Genomic DNA, 20,641 nt, shown 5'->3' on the forward strand with positions numbered 1-20,641 from the left:
ACCAAGTAAGAGGCGTTGACTTAAATGTAGTAATCGTGTTTACAGAGCCGGCGTTTCAAATTAGTTAAAAGAATAAGGATTAAATTTTTACCTTTATAAAAATATCGGTTGCCTTTTAAATGAGCGATAAAAAAATAATAATAGCGATAGATGGGAAGTCGAGCTGTGGTAAAAGCACCATGGCTAAACAATTGGCAAAGGTACTGGGGTATGTATATGTAGACAGTGGTGCCATGTATAGAGCTATTACGCTTTATTTTTTACGCAACAATGTTGACATTAGCGACGAAAGCCAGGTAAAGGAAGCGCTGACTGAAATAGAACTTGATTTTCGGTTGAACGGGCAAAGCGGCCAGGTAGAAATATTTTTGAATGATGAAAATGTAGAATACCTGATCCGTGAAATGATCGTTGCTGAAAAGGTAAGTGAAGTGGCGGCCCTTGGAGCAGTTAGAGATTTTGCAGTAGGCCAGCAGCAGAAAATGGGCAAATTAAAAGGAGTTATTATGGATGGCCGGGATATAGGCACTGTAGTTTTTCCTCATGCTGAATTGAAACTGTTTTTAACTGCAGATAATGCAGTAAGGGTTGAAAGGCGCTTCAGGGAGTTGTATCAGAAAAACCCTAATATTACGATTGAAGAAGTGGCGCATAATATAGAAATGCGCGATTATATTGATGCCAACCGTGAAATAAGCCCTTTACGTAAAGCAGATGATGCCATAGAAATAAACAATACACATCTTACACAGGAGGAACAGCTGCATAAAGCTTTGGAGCTCGCTAACGGTCTCCTCAGGTAGGTGGTAGGTGTAGGCTACAAGTCTGTGGGACTGCTGTTCAAAGATTCGTATATAAACCCTTAAACCTATAAAGTATGAAAACAAGGAGAGCATTCCTGCAAAAAATAGGTATGGCTTCTGCAAGCATCCCTTTTTTAAGTACCGATCTTTTTAGTTTAAATTTTAACCGCGAGCCGGGATATGACGGATCTGTACTGCGGGTTGCCTTAATGGGGCTTGGTGGATACGCGAACCGGGTAGCCGAGTCTATACAAAATTGTAAACGTGTAAAAATAACCGGCCTGGTGAGCGGTACTCCTGAAAAACTTCAAACCTGGAGTAAAAAATACAATGTGCCGGAAAGCAGTTGTTATAACTACCAGAACTTTGATAGTATTAAATCGAATAAGGAGATAGATGTTGTATATGTGATCACACCCAATGCGTTGCATCATGATCATACCATTCGTGCTGCCAGGGCGGGTAAACATGTGATTTGCGAAAAACCCCTGGCGATTAGTGTAAAAGAAGGCAGGGAAATGGTAGATGCCTGTGCTAAAGCGGGCGTAAAATTGCTGGTGGGCTATCGTATGCATTTCGAACCAACGACACTGGAAGTAGTGCGTATGCGCAGTGAAGGGGAATTCGGGAGTATCAAATTCTTCCAGGGACTTTGCGGTTTTAGAATTGGCGATCCTAATCAATGGCGGTTAAACAAAGCTTTGGCCGGAGGTGGCTCTATGATGGACATCGGCATCTATGCTTTAAATGGCAGTCGTTATATGGTTGGGGAGGAACCGGTTTGGGTAACCGCGCAGGAAACAAAAACAGATCCGGTGAAGTTTAAAGCGGGTGTAGATGAGACCCTACAATTTCAACTAGGCTTTAAAAGCGGAGCTACAGCATCCTGTCTTTCAACCTATAATATGAACAACCTGGACAAATTTTTTCTGAACGGCGAGAAAGGTTTTGCAGAAATGCAGCCTTCAACAGGGTATGGTCCTATTAAAGGACGAACGCATAAGGGCACTATCGACGCACCTGTTGTAGTTCATCAAACCGTTCAGATGGATGAAATGGCTGGTATTATACTGGACGGAAAGAAGCCCATTATTCCCGTAGATGGTGAGGAAGGACTCAAAGATCTGAAGATCATAGAGGCTATTTACCAGGCAGCGGCGAGCGGGAAAAAAATAACATTATAATTGTTAGCGTGAAGAGCTGCTACTATAAATAGAGATAGTAGTCTTTAAGCAACCTGGTAAAATCTGCACTGTAATCAGTACCTTCTTTAATTACGATTTTATATACTTCGGACCTGCTTTCGAGAAAAGACCCACGGAGCATGATCCTGAATGCATCGTGATGGGGTGTTTGATGTACAGATACTATTTCGTTAACAAAAAGTTGCCTCTTAGCAATGAACTGTTGTAAATCTGCCAGCCTTTTCTGAGGCAATAAGAGAAAGAAAGCGCCATCAACAGTGAGTTGACGGCCTATCAGGTTGAGTAGTTCCGGCAGCTTTAATCCTTCATCATGATGTGCAATATTTTTACCGGTTGCAGCGCTTTTCAAATCGTTTTCATAAAATGGCGGATTGCTAATAATAGCATGGTACTTTTTGGTGTAATTAAATTGTAATGCGTTAGCCTGGTGAATGGTTATCCTGTTTGCAAAAGGACTATTTGATATATTGTAAATGCTCTGCCCGTAGTCATCCTTTTGTATTTCTACTCCTTCTATTAAAGCCTGCGTTTGCTGTGCAATCATCAAGCTCAACAAGCCGCTGCCGCTGCCGATGTCCAGTATGTTTTTATCAGCATCCAGGTTTCGGATATGACCAGCTACCCACGAACCAAAGAGGCAGGAGTCGGTGGTTACCTTCATGCTGCATTGATCGTGGTTGATGGTAAATTGCTTAAACCTGAAATAGGGATTGGGCAAGGGTTTGGTGATGAGTAATGAGTAATGAGTGCTTTCTACTGAAATCCCCGGGCTGCGGGTTGTGCCGTTAATGAAGCAAAATCTCCTGCAAGTAATTTATAATAGGCAGTAATCGCAATCATCCCCGCATTGTCGGTGCAATACTGAAACTCGGGAATAAATACATTCCAGCCATTCTTTTTACCCATTTCTGTAAATGCCGTGCGAAGTCCGCTGTTGGCAGAAACGCCGCCTGCAATACAAATATCTTTTATACCGAGCTCCCGGGTAGCCTTGCTGAATTTATTGAGTAAAATGGTGATGATCCTTTTTTGAACAGAGGCACAAATATCAACCAGGTTATCGTCTATAAACTGTTTTTTTTCTTCTTCTGAAGCGGCGAATTCCTGCTTATATACCTGGCTTTTGCCGGCATTCATCAGGAAGTACAAAATAGCGGTCTTCAACCCACTAAAGCTAAAATTGTATCCCGGTATTTTAGGTTCGGGAAACTGGAAGCGGTCTGGATTTCCTTCTTTGGCATATTTGTCGATCAAAGGACCGCCGGGGTAGGGCAGCCCTAATAATTTAGCACATTTATCAAATGCTTCGCCGGCTGCATCGTCAATAGTTTCGCCAATAACTTCCATCTCTACCGGGCTTTTGCAAAGTACGATCTGGGTGTGTCCGCCGCTAACGGTAAGGCACAAAAAAGGAAATGAAGGTTTTTTGTCGGGTATCAGGTTGGCTAATACATGAGCCTGCATATGGTTTACAGTGATCAATGGTTTGTTAAGTGATAGCGCCAGTGATTTGGCAAATTCTGCTCCAACCAAAAGTGAGCCTATGAGACCCGGGGCCTGCGTAAATGCAAACGCATCTACTTCTGACAAGGTTTTTCCGGATTTATTCAGAGCCACATCTACCACCGGCACAATGTTCTGTAAATGAGCTCTCGAAGCCAGCTCAGGAATGACACCACCGTATTGTGCATGTACGGCCTGGGTGGCAATATTGTTAGATAATATTTTTCCGTCTTCGCAAATGGCTGCGGAGGTTTCATCACAGCTCGATTCTATAGCTAGTATTATAGGCATGTGCAAAAATAAGGTTTGTGTGGTTTAGTTGACTAGTTGCTAAGCTGATTAGGATAAAGCAAAAAGCCCGTTTCAGACATCTTGCTCACCAATCAATTACTAACTCCTGATAGCTACTACCGGGTCCATCTTTGCCGCCTGCATCGCAGGAATTATTCCGGCAATGATACCTACCAGTATACAGATAAAGAAGGTCCAGGCCATATTGGCAACAGAAACGTAGATCGGGAATTCGAGGGCCCTGGTAAGAATAAAGGCTAGTAACACCACCAATCCGAGGCCTATAATACCGCCTATAATACAAAGAAAAGCGGCTTCGAGTAAAAATTCTGTCAGGATAATATGCCGTTTAGCTCCAATGGCTTTTTTTAGTCCGATTTGAGAGGTCCGTTCTTTAACAGTGACAAACATAATATTAGCTACACCAAATAGTCCCACAATAAGGCTGATGCCTCCTATGATGGCGCCGCCAATGTTCAAACCTACAAAAGCAGCTTCCACTTCCTTACTGATATCGTTCAGATCATTCAGGGCGAAGTCTGATTCTTTGGTAGGACTTAAACGGTGGATGCTTCGCATAACACCTTCCAGCTCCTCTTTCAAAATGGTACTGGTAATATGCTCATAACCCTTGACCATTATTTTGGGATCAGAAAATCTTTCGAGGTAAATAGTTTTGGCAAATGCATAAGGTATAATAATGCTTTTATCATAGTCCCAGCCGCCTGTTAATTGCTTGCCTTGCTTTTTAATGACACCAATTACCTTTACCAGTCGCCCTTTCAGCCTGATATCTTTGTTGATGGCAGCTTCCGGAAGGGTAAAAAGCTTGGTGGCTACCTCATCACCAATAACAGCTACATTGGTTCCGTAATTAAATTCAGCATCGGAAATATACCGGCCCTGGCCGAAAGTGAGCTTTTGAATCTGGTTGTATTCTTCGCTCGCACCATAAATTTTTACGCCACTTAAAACAGAGCCGCCGAATTCAATATTGTCAGAAATATCATAGAAAAATGCTGCGTACTGTGTACTGGGAGAGCGTTCTTTGATCTGTTTGAGCTCATGGAATTTGGGGTAGGGACGATTCACAAATTTCCACCAGGGGTAGTCGGGGCCGCCGCTCCAAACCCATTTGTCGATGAAGATGATATTATCCCCCATCGATTTTATTTCGTTTTGAATATTGCGTTGCAGGCTGTTTACGGTAGCCAACACGCCAATAATACAGAATATGCCGATAGTAACGCCAAACAAACTTAAAAAAGTCCGTAGCTTGTTTTTCAATAGCTCCTGTAAAGCCATCTTAAAACTATTGCCTATTATTTCTAAAGTAGAACGTATAGTTGCAACGATTTAACAGGCAATTTAGTATTTAATATCGGGAAATGGAAGACTGTTTACTCAAACAGCTCGTATTTTGTTTTTGGCCTGATGGCTTCATGCCACTGGAAACCCTCCAGTTTCATCTCCGAAGGCTTCTTTTGCTGTATGGGATAAATAGTTCCCTTAACATTACTTCGGAATGCTACCTTTTTCAGTTGTTTATTTTCAAAATAAGAATCAATAATATCGCAGGTATTCTGGTTAACGCCTGTAAAGGCACTGTCATCATCCTGTAAATAATAAATACACTCGGCAGATCCTTTAGCCCTCACAGAATCCAATCCTCCATCGATGAAATAGGCATCAATCCTGGAGGCCTTTATCTGGTTAAAAACTTCATGACCCATAGAGTTCACCATAAAACCGTTTTTGAATGCCTCCATCCAAAGTGGTTGCTTGTTTTTGGTATGTAGCAGAATAGTATCTCCGGTGATCTGGCTTTCCTTACCCCATACCACTGGTTTTTTGTACAAGCGGAAGGTGGAATCTCTGAAAGAATAAAATAAGCTATCGGATACTGCCTGCATCGAATCTGAGTAGATCCGCACATTATGAAAGGCTTCGAAATAGCGATCGGTACTGTCGTTAGAAGCTTTCAGGTCTTTCTGGAAGGTTTGCGAAATAACCTGCGCATTTTTTTTATCTGTTTTTACGATACTGTCGCCGACAATAATGCTGTCGGCATGGCTCACACTGTCAATAACCGGAGGTAAAACCACCGTTTCAAAAAGATCTGATAGCTTGGCACTAAATAGTGTGTCGGCCGCCACATAAAGGGAGTCATTATCCTGTTTAATGATCATGACCGGTTTTTGCGTAGCTAATATGGCCTCGTTAAGCCTGTTCTGGAAAATAGTATTGGCAATAATGATGGTTCCCCGTACAGAATCTACAGCAATTGCATTGCCTTCTGCACGGGCTATATTGTCGTCGAGATAAACTTTGTCAGCATTTAGAGTAGACTTATTGTCGTCGTTAATAAAAGGCCGCTGGCCAAATTCAGCTTGTTTGGTTCGAAGATTATAATAGCCTTCTTTAGTGTCAATGCTTCTTCGGGCACTATCTCTTATATGGGTCATTGATATAAAGGTGGCAATTTCCGTGGCTGTATTATATTGTAAAGAGTCGGCCGTTATTTTATAGGCAGGATCATTGACGATTACATTCTTTTTAAAAAACACATTTTGTACATCCCTATAGTATTCTCCTTCTTTGCTGGTAATAACTGTTTTTTTATTAACTACTTTCCCGCCTTCTTTATACACCCCTGTGTTGGTAACCATATTATATACCAGGCTGGGCGTAGTAAGCGTAGCCTGCCCGTCGGTCAATCTTACATTGCCGTCCAGATTGGCTACCTGGGGATTGCCGAAATACTTGAGATGGTCTGAATAAATATTAGTGGTATCGCCGTCATTAATATGAACATGACCCCAGGCTTCAAAAGTATTTTGACGGTCGTTTTTAATAGCTTTATCGGCCTTGAAAAGCGTATTTCCCTGCTTAAGTACCACATCACCTTCCAGTATAACAAGGCTATTAGTATCTGATTCCTTTTTTAAGGACAGGGTATTGGAATGTATGATCTTTATTGTATCTTTTAAAACTGTTCTTGCCCTGTTACCTGTATGTTTTGTAATCGAAGTGGTGGTACTATAGGCTACTAAACATCCTAACACCAACAGTGCAACGGGGAAAAAAAGATGGAGCGATTTTGAAGTTTTTTTTATCACCTGGGTACTGAATCTTTTATAGCAGGCGCAGTTAATTCACCTGCTTTATTTTTTTTGCCAAACACTGATATATTTACATAGCGCTTAGGATGCACTCTTAGGTCATCCAGCAGTATTTCGGCGCTTAATAATACATCATTCATTTTATTATACAATTGCCTGTCGTTAGTTAACGCGCCCAGGCTGCCGTTCGGGTTTGTAATATTATTGATGGCAGTGTGCAGATCAGAAATAGTTGCATTTAAGCTGTCCACTGTTTTTTGAAACTGTAATTGCTTTAAGTTGCCGGTAAAGGTATTGGCATTAAGCAGGATACCCTCAATAGCTTCGTTCTGGTTTTTCAGATTACCGGTAATAGCGCTAACATTATCCAATGTAGCTGCCAATGGCTTGTTAACCCCGGCCAGCAATGCATTAAGCGAAGCCGTAGAATAGTTCAGGTTGGCAATTGCGTTCTGAACATCGCGTTGAGTATTGGGGTTTAAGATCTGGTTGAAGTTAGATAATAGCAATGTAACGGAATCTGCTACTGTTTTGATCTTTGTCATCAATGGTTTCGCTTCAGAAGAAAGATTACCCAGCAGACCAGCCTCCTCTTTGGTAGCAATCCGGCCCCCGTCTTCAATTAATGTAGTAGAAGTACCCCGCTCAATAACGATATTAGCGGAACCCAGGAGGCTTCCCTCAATATAGGCAACTGAGTTGGAGGGAATGTGTACATCTTCAGTAATGCTCAATACTACTTTTATAGCGGTTACGTTTTCATCTGCCGGTTCCATAGAATAAACCGTTCCAACTGTAAGGCCGTTTATTTTTATAAAATTTGATTTTTCAAGTCCGCCTACCGATTTAAAAATGGCGTAGATCTTCGGTGTACGGTTAAAAATATCTTTTGCTTTTAAAAATCTGAAACCAATAATTAATAAAGCTATAGATACAAGTGCCAGGACACCCACTTTTACTTCATTTGAAATTTTCATTGTACAAATTTACTTTAGGTTTAAACGCCAGGTAGCGTGCGACATATTTCTGATAGTCAAATTAATAAGTATTACAATATCTGCCTAAGACAAATTATATGCCTGATTTTCTATTGATCAGTTATTGGTTAATCATTTGGCAAAGTAGCTTAAATAAGTTGGTTTAACCATATTTTTCCAAATAAACCTTTACAGCATTAACAATATCTTTAACAATGGTGTTTTGTCCCTCTTCGCTCATCAGGTAGGCCTGGTCGTCGTTATTGCTTATAAACCCCATTTCTACCAGTATACTCGGCATGCCGGTAGCCTGTAGAACCCATATACCTTTATGGTTGCGTTGCTGCACGCCCCGGCTGGTTCTTCCGCTTGCTATAAACTCCTTTTCAACAAGGGTTGCCAATGCATAGCTTTTCCGAAAGTAATGTTGCGCATAAATAAGCATACGTGCTTTCTCTGCAGGGTCATTCAGATCAGGTAATTTTAAACTGTCCGGATCCAGGTCTTCGCCTTCCTCGTTATAATAGTCTTCGTCATCATCCGGTACATTATTTTTTAACGAAGAAAGTTTTTGGTCGTTTTTGTTAACTGCCCAGATATAGGTTTCCGTTCCCTTTGCTTTATTTTCTACCCATACGTCCTGGTAGCTATTAACATAATAGGTTTGTTTTACCCTTTTTTTTCCTTTTTTAACCGTCCTGGTTCTTGCTTCCCTGCCCACTACTTTTTTAGCATACCATCCGCCCGGTTTTCTTCCTGCGGCATTGCAATGCAAAGAAATGAAAAGGTCACCATGATTTTCATTTGCGAATTGTGCGCGGAATCTGTTGGCCGCATTAGCGTTGGTATTGCCTCCCGGCAGTGGGTAACTGGATCTTGTTTCGAGGGTTTTTATAGATGGAAAGGTTTCTCTCAGCGCTTTAGCTAATTTTAATCCCACTGCCAGGGTAACAGTGGCTTCGTTGGTTTCAGTTCCTCTGGCGCCCACATCGGGTCCTCCATGGCCGGCATCAACAACTATCGTTTTTACAGATGAAGCGTTTGGCTGGCCGAATACCGTACCTAAACAGTTGAAAACGCAGCCGGCAATAAATAAGAATCGGATCATTAATTTATAAAGTATCATTTTAAGGCTTCCCTCTTTAACGAAGGAGCCGGTTTTATATTTACGTTAACTATAGAGCCCGCTCAGTAAGTTTTACATACTGGTTTGTAACATATTTTTTGTTAAAAATCAATATATGTGACATTATACGTCATTTTTCATTCGGGCGCATGAAATTAGAATGAAAAATTTACTGTACGTTTGCGAACTTTGAAAACCAATGCGCAAATTTAAAAGAATTTACCATGCCGTACTTATACTTACTGTTATCTTCCTTTTAACGGTCAGTAAACAAATTGGCGCTATAAATTTTTTATTTAAAAGAACTCCCGCTTATGAAGAGACGAGTAAGCAGGCGGTATTCCCTTTTTCCATATCTGATACGGTTCCCCCAACAAAAGATTCCCTTCTCAAGCTGCCGAAAGATACGATCCCCGGGTTAAAAGACACTCTTCAACTTCCCGACAGTACTCTAACAGACAGTTCAGCGAGATCAAGAGTAGATACATTTACCTTAAAAGTTTCCAAGGATAGCCTGGAGGCTCCGGTGCAATATGAAGCACAGGATTCTGCCATAGGGTTAGTACAAGGCAAAACTATTGAATTGTACGGCAAGGCTAAAACGGAGTATCAAACCAGTTCGCTGCAGGCACCCTACATGAAACTCAACCAGGCTACCGGTGTCGTATCAGCAAGGGCGGGCAGAGATAGCACGGGTGCTGTGACCGATTATATTGAAATGAATGATGGTCAAAGCCAGTATAAGTCGGATAGCCTGGATTACAATTTTCAAAATCAGCGTGGTTTAATACGCGGCACCATTTCTCAGCAGGGAGAAATGTTTGTGCACTCCCAGATCGCCAAAAAAGTGAATGAAAATACGGTATATGCCACCGGCAACTTTTTTACCACCTGTAATTTGGATCATCCGCACTTTGGTTTCAGAGCCAACAGAGCAAAAATTGTCAATAAAAAGCTGGCAGTAACTGGTGCTGTCCGCCCCGAATTTGATTCGGTACCGGTACCGGTTTATCTGCCTTTTGGCTTTTACCCCCTTTACCAGGGCAGGCACTCGGGTGCAATGGCGCCAAGTTTTGAAACCAACGACCAGGAAGGGGTAGGCTTAACAGGTTTGGGGTATTACCTCGGTATCAGTGATTATTGGGATGTACAATTTACCGGCGATATTTATTCTTTCGGAACCTGGAGTGCCAATGCGCTTCCTACCTACAGAAAGCTATACAAATACCAGGGGAACCTGAATCTGGGTGTTAGAAGTACGAAAAGAAATACCAGGGACGATCCGGATTATATGAAGACCATGAGCTATACATTCAACTGGTCGCATAGCTCGGATAACCGTTCCAGGCCGGGTGTGAACTTTGGTGCCAGTGTTAACTGGAGTTCTACTAATTATAGCAGGTTGATCCCTAATAATGCACAGCTAAACTTTCAAAACGTAATCGGATCTTCTATCAATTATTCGAAACAATGGCAGGATAAGCCTTTTAACTTATCGCTATCCATGAACCATAGCCAGAATAACCAGAACCGGTCTATGACCATTAACTTCCCGACTGCCAACTTTGCGGTCACTACTATATATCCTTTGCAGAAGAAAGAAAGCGTAGGTAAGAAAAAATGGTATGAGCAGTTAGGTATCGGTTATAATGGTAGTTTCAGAAATGACTTTAATTTTTACGATTCGGTAGCCTATTCAAAAAGTAATGATTTAATTAACAACAGGCGCTTCCTGAAATTCTTGATGGATACGGCCCGTTGGAGCGCTAACCATAATATTCCCATTACCCTTTCACTGCCATCTATTCTGAACGGTGCTTTGGTAATTGCGCCCTCAATTTCTTATTCGCAGGAATGGGTGGACAGAAAGAACAGCTTTTATTGGGGGCCAAAAACGATTTACGGCCGCTCGCTGGATGGTCGCAGGGATAGCGTTTACACAAGGGATACTATTAATGCTATTGCAGAACGAGGCTTTAAAATAAAGCAACAAACCTCATTCGGTATTTCTTTTAATACAGCATTATATGGTAGTTATGAATTTAAAGGTGAAAAGGTAAAAGCGATCCGACATGTGATGCGTCCCACTTTTGGTTTAAATTATACACCTGATTTGAATAAAGATGCCTGGGAAAGGGTACGTATCAGCAGCGGCAATGATAGCGCCTGGGTGAATACGCTGGACGGGCTGTACTCTTCGCCTGTAAGCCAGTTTACCAGCAAACGATCAGGAGGTATCAGTTTTGGATTGGATAATAACCTGGAAATGAAAGTAAGGGCAAAGCCGAAGAAAAAGAAGGAAGCCGCCAGCACTCAGTCTGAAGGAAGCGAAGCTGATAAGGAAAAAGACTCTTTCGTTGATACCAAGCAGGAGGATGCTGAAAACGGCATTAAGAAAATAAAGCTGATAGATGGTTTCGGGTTCAATGGTTCTTATAACTTTTTGGCAGACAGTTTGAAATTGTCGCCGATCAGCATGTATTTCAGGACCAATCTATTTGAGAAAATAAACCTGAATGCCTCGGCTACATTGGTTCCTTATAAGTTAAATGAATCAGGGTATGCCAGTTCAACCTATGCCTGGGCAGGCGATGGTGGATTTAAAGTAGGTACGGTAACCAATGCCAGCATTTCTATGAGCACCAGCTTTCAAAGTAAGCCAAAGGATCCGGAGAAGGCGAAAGCAAGGGAGAAAGCTATTAATCAAAGTTTGAATGATCCCATGCTCCAGGGAGATCAAACCAGGCTGTTGGAATATATGCGCCAAAACCCTGCACAATTCGTGGATTTCAACACGCCGTGGTCTATTAATTTATCTTATTCATTAAACTATTCCCGGCAGAATCGTAATCCGCTTACTTTACAAAGTTCTACCAGTCCTATCACTTCGAGCGTTAATTTCAATGGTAGCTTTAACCTGACTCCGAAATGGAATTTCAGCGTAAACGGATTCTATGATTTTTCAACAGCTAAGATCCAGACATTCTCTATGGCTATTTCACGCGACCTGCATTGCTGGCAAATGGCTATTAATGTAACGCCTATTGGTTTGTACCGCTTCTTCAATTTCACCATTAGTCCGAAAGCGGGTATTCTACAAGACCTTAAGATCAATCGGAGCCGCTCTTTTGTTGGAGGAAGATAATATCGCGATTGTTATTTAGAGGAATTCCTTTGCGCAAAGACAAATTCGGCAAAGCCCAGGATATCCCAGAAGATATTTGCATTTAACTTTTTAGCGCTTAGTACACCAGCAACCAGCCTGAAGGGGGTTAATAAGATAAATAATTTATTTCGGCGGATACCTGATTGTATGATTCGACAGTTATTGCCTTCGAATATTGCTGATATCTCTTTTACAGAATAAAGTCGCACATGAGTAGGGTCGTCTTTAAAATTTAAAGTACCATGCATGCTGGGAAGGCGCATGCTTTTTTCACCCGGGTACTCGATATAGAAATACCCGTTAGGCTTAAGCTTTTTGATAAGTGCGGGCAAAACCTGGTCGCCATTATGGAGATGTTCAATCACATGCGCCATTCTGATAAAGTCAAAATAACTGTCAGGTATAATCTCCAGGTTTAATTGGGTAAGGTCCAGCTCATAGAAGCTATGCATCGCGGCAAAGTCACTTTCTCCGTTATTAAAATCCCTTACTATATCCAGGCCATGATATTCACAATTGGGATACATAGCTTTGGTTTTAGAGGCCGACCGGTTTCCCGCTCCGACATCCAGTAAAGTGAAGGATTTATTACCAAATGTTTTATTGATATAGAGAAACTTGGGCGTTTGTTTTTTTAGAAAACGAAGCATGATAATTGAATGAGCTGTTTTTAAGGAGTATTGTTTCGAATGTGATCGTACATCGTATTAAACACTTTATTTTTTAAATCCAATGCAGTTATATTCTTAGAAGAGACCGGAGGCAAAAAACGAATCTCCAGTCTTTTAGGTAAAAAGAAAAAGGTTTTATGTAAGGGAACAGCTTCTTTTGTGCCTGAAATAATAGCAGGGATGATGTCCGTCTTCGTTTCATAGGCCAGCTTAAAAGCTCCATTGTAAAAGGGTTTTAGCGGTTCCTCAGTACGGTTTCGGGTTCCTTCGGGGTAAATGCACATATGCATTCCTGTTCTCAACACCCATTTCATTTTTTCAAAACTTACCCGGCGGCTTTTTTCGCTTTTCCGGTCAACCAGTACCGATCCCTTCGCATAGTAAAGGCCAAACAAAGGTATTTTGGCAAAACTCATTTTAGCGATGGTTTTGTTGGGGCCAGGTATAAATGGTGATGAAAGAGGGATGTCGAGCAGTGAATTATGATTACAGGTAACTATATAGCTTTTGCCTTTTTCAAAATGTTCTTTACCTGTAACTCTGAAGGAGCACCCGATAAGAAACAGCCATACCCGCATCCAAACCCTGGAAATCCTTATGAGAAAATGGGTGCCGCCTGGCTCGGGTATCAGGTAAGAGATCAGCGAAATGGGTAAAATGATCAAAAATGTAATAATAAAACTCAGCAAGCCCCAGGTGGCCCAAACTCTGCCTGCTATCTCTTTGAAAATGTTCATGCTTACTGTTGAATGTCAGCAAAAATAGTAGATTTCATTTTTTTGCTATTTATCTTTTAAGGCGGTATTGTATATTGTATGTTGAATATTTTTCGCCACCTGCACCTCAGTATATTGTACATCCAACATCTCTCTTACCTACAGTTGCCAATCTACCGGCTCTATACCTTTTCCCATCAGGTATTTATTGGTTTTTGAAAAATGCTGACATCCTAAAAAGCCGGCATGGGCTGATAAAGGAGAGGGATGTGCTGCTTTAAGAATATGATGTTTTGACTCATCGATGAAAGCTGCTTTCTCCTGAGCAAATTTTCCCCAAAGCAAAAACACCACATGTTCCTTTTCTTCAGCAATCTTTTTAATAACGGCATCCGTAAATTGGGCCCAGCCAATCTTTGCATGGCTCATAGGCTCGCCGGCACGAACAGTCAGTGAGGCGTTCAGCAAAAAAACACCTTCTGCCGCCCATTTACTCAAATCACCGTCCTTCGGCCTTTCCATGCCTATATCAGTTTGTAATTCTTTAAAAATATTAACGAGGGAGGGAGGAGGCGGTACACCTGGCTGTACGGAGAAACATAATCCGTGAGCTTGTCCCGGACCATGATAAGGGTCCTGTCCCAGGATGAGTACTTTAACTTTATCAAATGGAGTAGAATTGAAAGCGTTGAAGATCATTTTTCCGGGAGGGTAAATGATTTTCTTTTGCTCTCTTTCTGTTTTAAGATGATTGACAATATTCGAAAAATAGGGCTTATCAAATTCTTCTTTTAATTTTTCTTTCCAGGAAGCTTCTATCTGTACATCCATTGATTCGTAGTTTAAGTCTCAAACCTACATGAAATTTTTCAATCCCAAAACCAGTTAGACCACTAATGGGATGATTTTTGCACACGCATTGAGGATAGGAACTAATGAGCTCATACAATTGCTTTATATAAAAAATGATGTAAATTACTGCAACGATTTTTAAACTATGGAGTATATAGATTATTACAAAGTGTTGGGTGTGGAAAAGAATGCAACGGCGGATGATATCAAAAAAGCCTACCGCAAGCTGGCTCGCAAACATCACCCGGACTTAAATCCGAATGACCCGGAAGCCGTTAAAACCTTCCAGCAGATCAACGAAGCGCATGAAGTGCTGAGTGACCCTGATAAGCGCAAAAAATATGATCAGTATGGAAAAGACTGGAAGCATGCCGATCAGTTTGAACAGGCACGTCAGCAACGTCAGCAACAGGGTAGCTCACAAAGGGCGTACGGCGGCGAAGAATATTTTTCACACAGCAATGAAGGTGATTTTTCTGACTTTTTTTCGCAGATGTTTGGCGGTATGGGAGGGGGCGCTTCGCAGGGAAGCGTAAAATACAAGGGACAGGACTACCGGGCTGAAGTGAAACTGAATTTAAGTGAGGCTTATAAAACCCACCAGCAAACTTTTACTGTGAATGGAAAGAATATTCGCATTACAGTACCTGCTGGGATCGAAAACGGACAGGAAATAAAAATTAAAGGATACGGAGGTGCCGGAGTAAATGGAGGACCTGCCGGTGACCTGTTTATAACTTTCAATATTATTAATGACACTTCGTTTACGAGAAAAGGTAATGACTTATATAAAGAAGTACCTGTTCATTTGTATAAAGCAGTTTTAGGGGGCGAAGAAACCATTGAAACTATGGATGGAAAGGTAAAACTTACTTTGCAACCAGAAACACCTAATAGTACAAAAGTCAGGCTAAAGGGAAAGGGTTTTCCGGTTTATAAAAGCGAAGGACATTTCGGAGATCTTTACATTACCTGGCAGGTGCTGCTGCCTACACATCTTACCGAAAAGGAAAAAGAATTATTTCAACAACTGGCCGATGAAGCCTCTAAAAAATAAGCGATGACCAACGAAAACAGTATTTTAATAGAGGAGTGCTGCAAACATTACCGCATTGAAACCTCTTTTGTAAGAACCTTAAGCGAGCAGGGGTTGATTGAATTGAACTATACCAATGAGTCTTATTTTATTCATAACGATCAGCTTTCGTTGTTAGAAAAATATATGCACCTGCATTACGACCTGGATATAAATATGGAAGGCATTGAAGCTATCAGTCATTTGTTGGAAAAGATAGAACGGCTTCAATTAGAGCTGAGAACATTGAAGAGTTAATATTTTTTCATAGCCTGATAAGGGCAATCGTTTGCGCAAAGCTTTGTGATTAGCGGGTTTAACTGTTTCTTTGAGGGATTGTTTTTCAACTATTCCAACCACAAAGTTTATGAAGTTTTTATCTTGTCTGTTGCTGTCGTTTTTAACCGTTTATGGTGCATTCGCACAGCAGCTCGCCACCGAGTTGCAAACACCGGAGATTGTTTCTGTCAACCGCATGCCTATGCGTGCCACCGCATTTGCGTATGAAAACAAGGAATTGGCGGAAAAGCGGGTGAGAGAGCAGTCTGCTTTTTTCTTATCATTGAACGGCAGTTGGAAGTTTAACTGGGTACAAAACCCTAATGATCGTCCTAAAGATTTTTATAAAACAGATTTTGATGACAGGCAGTGGAAGAACTTTGCCGTTCCTGCTAACTGGGAGTTAAATGGATATGGCTTGCCTATTTATGTAAATCATCCTTACGAGTTTGCCGGGCGCAGGCTTACCGGCGCGAGAATGAATCCTCCTTTTGATATTCCTGCAGATAATAATCCCGTTGGTTCTTACCGTAAAAAGGTTACTATTCCTGCCAATTGGGATGGACGCCAGGTATTTATTCACCTGGGTGCAGTGAAGTCTGCTTTCTTTATTTGGGTGAACGGAAAAAAAGTAGGCTATAGCGAGGATAGTAAACTGGCGGCTGAATTTGATATTACAAAGTATGTAAAAACGGGTGAAAATATTATAGCGTTAGAAGTGTATCGCTGGAGCGATGGTAGTTACCTGGAATGCCAGGACATGTGGCGCATTTCTGGCATTGAGCGTGATGTGTATCTATATGCTACGCCTAAACTGGATATACGCGACTTTAAGGTGCAGAGTGGACTTATTAATAATTATAAGGATGGACAATTGCAGGTGGATATTGAAGTAAACAGCTATAAGACAGACATAAAAACCTTGCATTCCAAACCGGATAGTTTCTATGTTGATCTTCAACTGGTGGATGCGAAAGGAAAGGAGGTATTCAGGAAGAATGATGAAAAAGTACAAACGGTACTGGGTCGCTATAAAACCAATGTTTCTTTGGGTGGGGTTATACCTTCAGTAAATGTATGGTCTGCTGAAATGCCCTACCTGTACACTTTATATTTGTCTCTTAAGGATAAGACCGGTACTGTAACTGAGGTGGTTCCGGTGCGCGTAGGCTTCAGAACTGTTGAGATCAAAGGACGCGATTTCCTGGTAAATGGTAAACGTGTATTTTTTAAGGGAGTGAACCGGCATGAACATAATCCTAAAACCGGTCATACTTTAACTAAGGCTGACATGTTGAAGGATATGGAAATGATGAAGAAGCTGAATGTAAACGCTGTGAGACATTCACACTATCCTCCGGATCCTTACTGGATGGAGCTTTGCGATGAATACGGTTTGTATGTGATAGACGAAGCCAACATTGAATCCCATGGCCGGTACTATGACCTGGAATACACTTTTGCTAATGATAAGCAATGGCGTATGCCCCATCTCGAAAGAATAACACGCATGTACGAGCGCGACAAGAATTATCCCTCGGTTATCACATGGTCTTTAGGTAATGAAGCTGGCAATGGTGTTAATATGTACGAAGCCTATGATTGGCTCAGGAAGAAAGATGGCCGCCCGGTGCAATACGAGCGTGCCGAGCGCGACTATAATACTGATGTGATCTGTCCTCAATATCCTTCACCCGATTGGGTGGCAGGGTGGGGAAGAGCTAAAGAACAGCGACCACTGATCATGAGTGAGTATGCCCATATTATGGGTAATAGCTTGGGCAACTTTAAAGAATACTGGGATGCGATAGAATCAACACCCGGTGTACAGGGCGGCTATGTTTGGGAATGGATCGATCAGGCCTTCGATACGGTTAAAAACGGAAAACGTATTATGGCTTATGGAGGAGATTTTCCTTTAACAGGTCCGGTAAATGAAGATTTCAGCGATAACGATTTTTGTGTAAAAGGAGTGGTAACTGCTTACCGGGAACTAACGCCTATGGCAGTAGAACTTAAAAAAGTACACCAGTTTATCAAAACAAAATATATAGCCAACAATACTATCAATATAGCTAATACTTATTTCTTCCGGGGTATAGACAATATCCGGTTAGTTTGGGAAATATTGGAAGATGGAAAACCGGTGGAAAAAGGAACAGTTAACGATCTGAATATTCAGCCTCGCACCAATCTTGATATTAATTTGCCTATTAAAACCAAGCCTAAAACCGGTAAAGAATATTTCCTGAATGTTTATTATCGTTTAAAGAGTCCCGAGCCTTTGCTGGAGAAAGATTATGAGCTGGCTTACGAACAGATATCTTATGCAGGGGAACCAACTACCATTGGCTCAGTTACTACTTCGGGAACTATCAATGAATCTAAAACAGGTCATTCCATTACTTTAAGTGGTAAAAATTTCAGCCTTGTATTTGATACGGAAAAGGGAATATTGTCTTCTTACCGCAGCGGTAACCTGGAGTTGATTAAAAGCGGTCCGCAGCCAGGTTTTTACAGGGCTGCAACAGATAATGACATAGGCGCCGGCTTAAATCAGTCATTACGCCCATGGAAAGACGCATATGAGAAAAGTGGTATGGCTAACGTAACAACCGAGAAGATCGATGCAGGCAAGTACAAGGTAAGCATCACCAAGTCTATACTGGATGGCAAGGCCAGTACTAATGAAATATTTATTGTATATGGCGATGGCACACTTCATGTTAGCAATAACTTTACAATAGAAGCTTCGGCTCCTAAAACTATTATGCGTATAGGTAACGATTTGCAGGTTAACAGCCAGTTCAATAACATTCAATGGTATGGAAGAGGTCCCTGGGAAAACTACTGGGATCGGAAATATGCCAGCGAAGTAGGACTATACCAGCAAAAACTGGATCAGCAATATTTCTCTTATGCCCGTCCCCAGGAGAGTGGTAATAAAACAGATGTACGCTGGTTTACACTTACAAACGGGAAAGGAAAAGGTATTCGCGTGAGTTTCGCCGACAGCCTGCTTTCGTTTTCGGCCTTGCCCTATAGCATAGATGACCTGGATCCTGCACCAGAGAAACATCAGTATCATTCGGGAGAACTGTTAGCAAGGGATCAGATCTACTTACATATTGATCTGAAACAGCTGGGTGTTCAGGGTATTGACAGCTGGGGATCTATGCCTTTGAAGAAATACTGGATCACACCCGGTAAATACAGCTATAGCTATTGGATAAAGCCTCTATAACTGCAAAATGGAAGATGATGTTATTCGGGCCTGTCTATTTTGCGCAAACGGTTGCGTGCAATGAAACATAGCTGAATGACTACCTTAGTTGTGTCAAAATAATATTGAACAAAGGGCCATATCGAAAAAGCAAATTATTTACAAAAAAATTATTTATGAACAGGTTGAAAATTCTTTTCGTAGCTGTTACTTCTTTTGCATTAACCGTGCAAAGTTTGGAAAGCTCCGGACAGACCTCTAAATCAGGTACTCAAAAAACAAAAACAGACAGATCTATTGTACTTCCCGTGGCAGCCCGGCCTGCAGGACAAAAGGATATGCTGGCATACGCAGCGCCTAAAATACCAGTGGTAAGGGTAGGGTTTATAGGTTTAGGTATGCGTGGCCCCGGAGCTGTGGGACGTTGGACGCAAATACCCAATACCAAAATAATTGCACTGGCTGACCTTAGGCCCGAGCGGGTAGAGGTAGCCCAGAAGATCCTCGACAAAAACAATGTAACAAGGGCTGCTGAGTATTCAGGCTCTGAAGATGCCTGGAAGAAATTATGTGAAAGACCGGATATTGATCTGGTATACATTGCTACCGATTGGAAGCATCACGTTCCGATGGCATTGTATGCGATGCAAAAAGGCAAGCATGTGGCTATCGAAGTGCCTGCTGCAATGAATATGAAAGATATCTGGGATCTGATCAATACCTCTGAAAAGACCCGTAAACATTGCATGATGCTTGAGAATTGCGTATACGACTTTTTTGAGCTGACCACTTTAAACATGGCACAAAAAGGACTGTTTGGTGAAGTGATCCATGGAGAAGGTGCTTACATTCACGATTTGTCTCCGTTTTGGAAGGAGTATTGGAATAACTGGCGCTTAGATTATAATAAAGACCACAGGGGGGATATTTATCCTACGCATGGTATCGGCCCCGTTTGCCAGGCAATGAATATTCATCGTGGTGATAAAATGAACTTCCTGGTTTCGGTAGATACTAAATCATTTAATGGGCGGGAGCATTGGAAAAACGAAAAAGGATCTTATCCTGATCAATTTAAAAACGGAGATCATACGGTTACATTAATTGGTACCGAAAAAGGAAAATCTATCGAAATACAGCATAATGTGATGACGCCCCGGCCTTATTCGCGCATGTACCAGTTGACGGGCACAAAAGGATTTGCCAATAAATATCCTTCAGAGGGTTATGCTTTGGAGGGTGATCAATTGTCTGCCGATGTAGCGCCCAATCATGAAAAATTAAGCGCCCACAGTTATGTTACTAAAGAGGTGAAAGAAGCATTGATGAATAAATACAAACATCCTATTCATCAGGAGCTGGAGGAGACAGCAAAAAAAGTAGGCGGACATGGAGGGATGGATTTTATCATGGACTATCGCCTGGCTTATTGCCTGCAAAATGGCCTTCCTTTGGACATGGATGTATATGACCTGGCTGAATGGTGTTGCTTGGCCGAATTGTCTGCTATTTCTCTTGATAATGGGAGTGCACCGGTATTAATACCAGACTTTACACGCGGTGCATGGAATAAAATACAGGGCTATAAGCATGCTTTTGTTAAGTAAAATGATAGCGGCTCACTTAGCTTAA

16 protein-coding genes are annotated in these 20,641 nt (G+C 41.6%); 7 read left to right on the top strand and 9 right to left on the bottom strand.

Annotation, left to right across the window (positions count from 1 at the left end):
* The first annotated feature begins 119 nt into the window (after positions 1-119).
* Both cmk and ACLOAU_RS22040 read left to right on the top strand, forming a co-directional pair.
* Positions 120-803, top strand: a complete 684-nt coding sequence (cmk, locus tag ACLOAU_RS22035) for a (d)CMP kinase (protein ID WP_427864069.1) — start codon at positions 120-122, stop codon at positions 801-803.
* Between the two features lie 74 nt (positions 804-877).
* Complete coding sequence (locus ACLOAU_RS22040; protein ID WP_427864070.1) at positions 878-1,987, top strand: Gfo/Idh/MocA family protein; 1,110 nt, start codon at positions 878-880, stop codon at positions 1,985-1,987.
* Positions 1,988-2,009: 22 nt separating this feature from the next.
* On the opposite strand, the gene ACLOAU_RS22045 is transcribed toward ACLOAU_RS22040, so the two are convergent.
* From ACLOAU_RS22045 to ACLOAU_RS22070, 6 genes are all read right to left on the bottom strand, one after another.
* A complete protein-coding gene (locus ACLOAU_RS22045; protein ID WP_427864071.1) occupies positions 2,010-2,726 on the bottom strand; it encodes a tRNA1(Val) (adenine(37)-N6)-methyltransferase in 717 nt (238 codons plus the stop codon).
* A gap of 35 nt (positions 2,727-2,761) precedes the next feature.
* Positions 2,762-3,802 (bottom strand): tRNA (adenosine(37)-N6)-threonylcarbamoyltransferase complex transferase subunit TsaD, encoded by a 1,041-nt coding sequence (gene tsaD / locus ACLOAU_RS22050; protein WP_427864072.1) that lies wholly within the window; start codon positions 3,800-3,802, stop codon positions 2,762-2,764.
* A 99-nt stretch (positions 3,803-3,901) separates the two neighbouring features.
* Entirely contained in the window at positions 3,902-5,107 is a 1,206-nt protein-coding gene (locus tag ACLOAU_RS22055; protein WP_427864073.1) for an ABC transporter permease, read from the bottom strand.
* Between the two features lie 95 nt (positions 5,108-5,202).
* The gene (locus ACLOAU_RS22060) at positions 5,203-6,921 is read right to left on the bottom strand and encodes an OstA-like protein (RefSeq protein WP_427864074.1); all 1,719 of its coding nucleotides are present in this window, start codon (positions 6,919-6,921) and stop codon (positions 5,203-5,205) included.
* A complete protein-coding gene (locus tag ACLOAU_RS22065; RefSeq protein WP_427864075.1) occupies positions 6,918-7,901 on the bottom strand; it encodes an MlaD family protein in 984 nt (327 codons plus the stop codon). The genes ACLOAU_RS22060 and ACLOAU_RS22065 overlap by 4 nt, the downstream gene beginning before the upstream one ends.
* A gap of 163 nt (positions 7,902-8,064) precedes the next feature.
* Positions 8,065-9,009, bottom strand: a complete 945-nt coding sequence (locus ACLOAU_RS22070) for an N-acetylmuramoyl-L-alanine amidase family protein (protein WP_427864076.1) — start codon at positions 9,007-9,009, stop codon at positions 8,065-8,067.
* Positions 9,010-9,226: 217 nt separating this feature from the next.
* Here ACLOAU_RS22070 and ACLOAU_RS22075 point away from each other — a divergent pair, with 217 nt between their 5' ends.
* The gene (locus ACLOAU_RS22075; RefSeq protein WP_427864077.1) at positions 9,227-12,172 is read left to right on the top strand and encodes a putative LPS assembly protein LptD; all 2,946 of its coding nucleotides are present in this window, start codon (positions 9,227-9,229) and stop codon (positions 12,170-12,172) included.
* An 11-nt stretch (positions 12,173-12,183) separates the two neighbouring features.
* Here the strand turns inward: ACLOAU_RS22075 and ACLOAU_RS22080 are convergent, their stop codons facing one another.
* The 3 genes from ACLOAU_RS22080 to ung all read right to left on the bottom strand — a co-directional run bounded on the left by ACLOAU_RS22080 (position 12,184) and on the right by ung (position 14,411).
* Positions 12,184-12,843, bottom strand: coding sequence for a class I SAM-dependent methyltransferase (locus ACLOAU_RS22080; protein WP_427864078.1), 660 nt, complete (start codon positions 12,841-12,843; stop codon positions 12,184-12,186).
* A 20-nt stretch (positions 12,844-12,863) separates the two neighbouring features.
* Positions 12,864-13,601, bottom strand: coding sequence for a lysophospholipid acyltransferase family protein (locus tag ACLOAU_RS22085; RefSeq protein WP_427864079.1), 738 nt, complete (start codon positions 13,599-13,601; stop codon positions 12,864-12,866).
* 138 nt (positions 13,602-13,739) lie between these two features.
* A complete protein-coding gene (gene ung / locus ACLOAU_RS22090) occupies positions 13,740-14,411 on the bottom strand; it encodes a uracil-DNA glycosylase (RefSeq protein ID WP_427864080.1) in 672 nt (223 codons plus the stop codon).
* A gap of 166 nt (positions 14,412-14,577) precedes the next feature.
* On the opposite strand from ung, the gene ACLOAU_RS22095 reads away from it, so the two are divergent.
* The 4 genes from ACLOAU_RS22095 (at position 14,578) to ACLOAU_RS22110 (ending at position 20,616) form a co-directional block, all read left to right on the top strand.
* Positions 14,578-15,489 carry a DnaJ C-terminal domain-containing protein gene (locus tag ACLOAU_RS22095; RefSeq protein WP_427864081.1) on the top strand — a complete coding sequence of 304 codons (912 nt, stop codon included), beginning with the start codon at positions 14,578-14,580 and terminating at the stop codon, positions 15,487-15,489.
* Positions 15,490-15,492: 3 nt separating this feature from the next.
* The gene (locus ACLOAU_RS22100; protein ID WP_427864082.1) at positions 15,493-15,765 is read left to right on the top strand and encodes a chaperone modulator CbpM; all 273 of its coding nucleotides are present in this window, start codon (positions 15,493-15,495) and stop codon (positions 15,763-15,765) included.
* A 109-nt stretch (positions 15,766-15,874) separates the two neighbouring features.
* Positions 15,875-19,030, top strand: coding sequence for a glycoside hydrolase family 2 TIM barrel-domain containing protein (locus tag ACLOAU_RS22105; protein ID WP_427864083.1), 3,156 nt, complete (start codon positions 15,875-15,877; stop codon positions 19,028-19,030).
* Between the two features lie 155 nt (positions 19,031-19,185).
* Complete coding sequence (locus ACLOAU_RS22110; protein ID WP_427864084.1) at positions 19,186-20,616, top strand: Gfo/Idh/MocA family protein; 1,431 nt, start codon at positions 19,186-19,188, stop codon at positions 20,614-20,616.
* Positions 20,617-20,641: the final 25 nt, after the last annotated feature.

The sequence above is a fragment of the Paraniabella aurantiaca genome (assembly GCF_050309965.1).
Classification (GTDB): domain Bacteria; phylum Bacteroidota; class Bacteroidia; order Chitinophagales; family Chitinophagaceae; genus Niabella.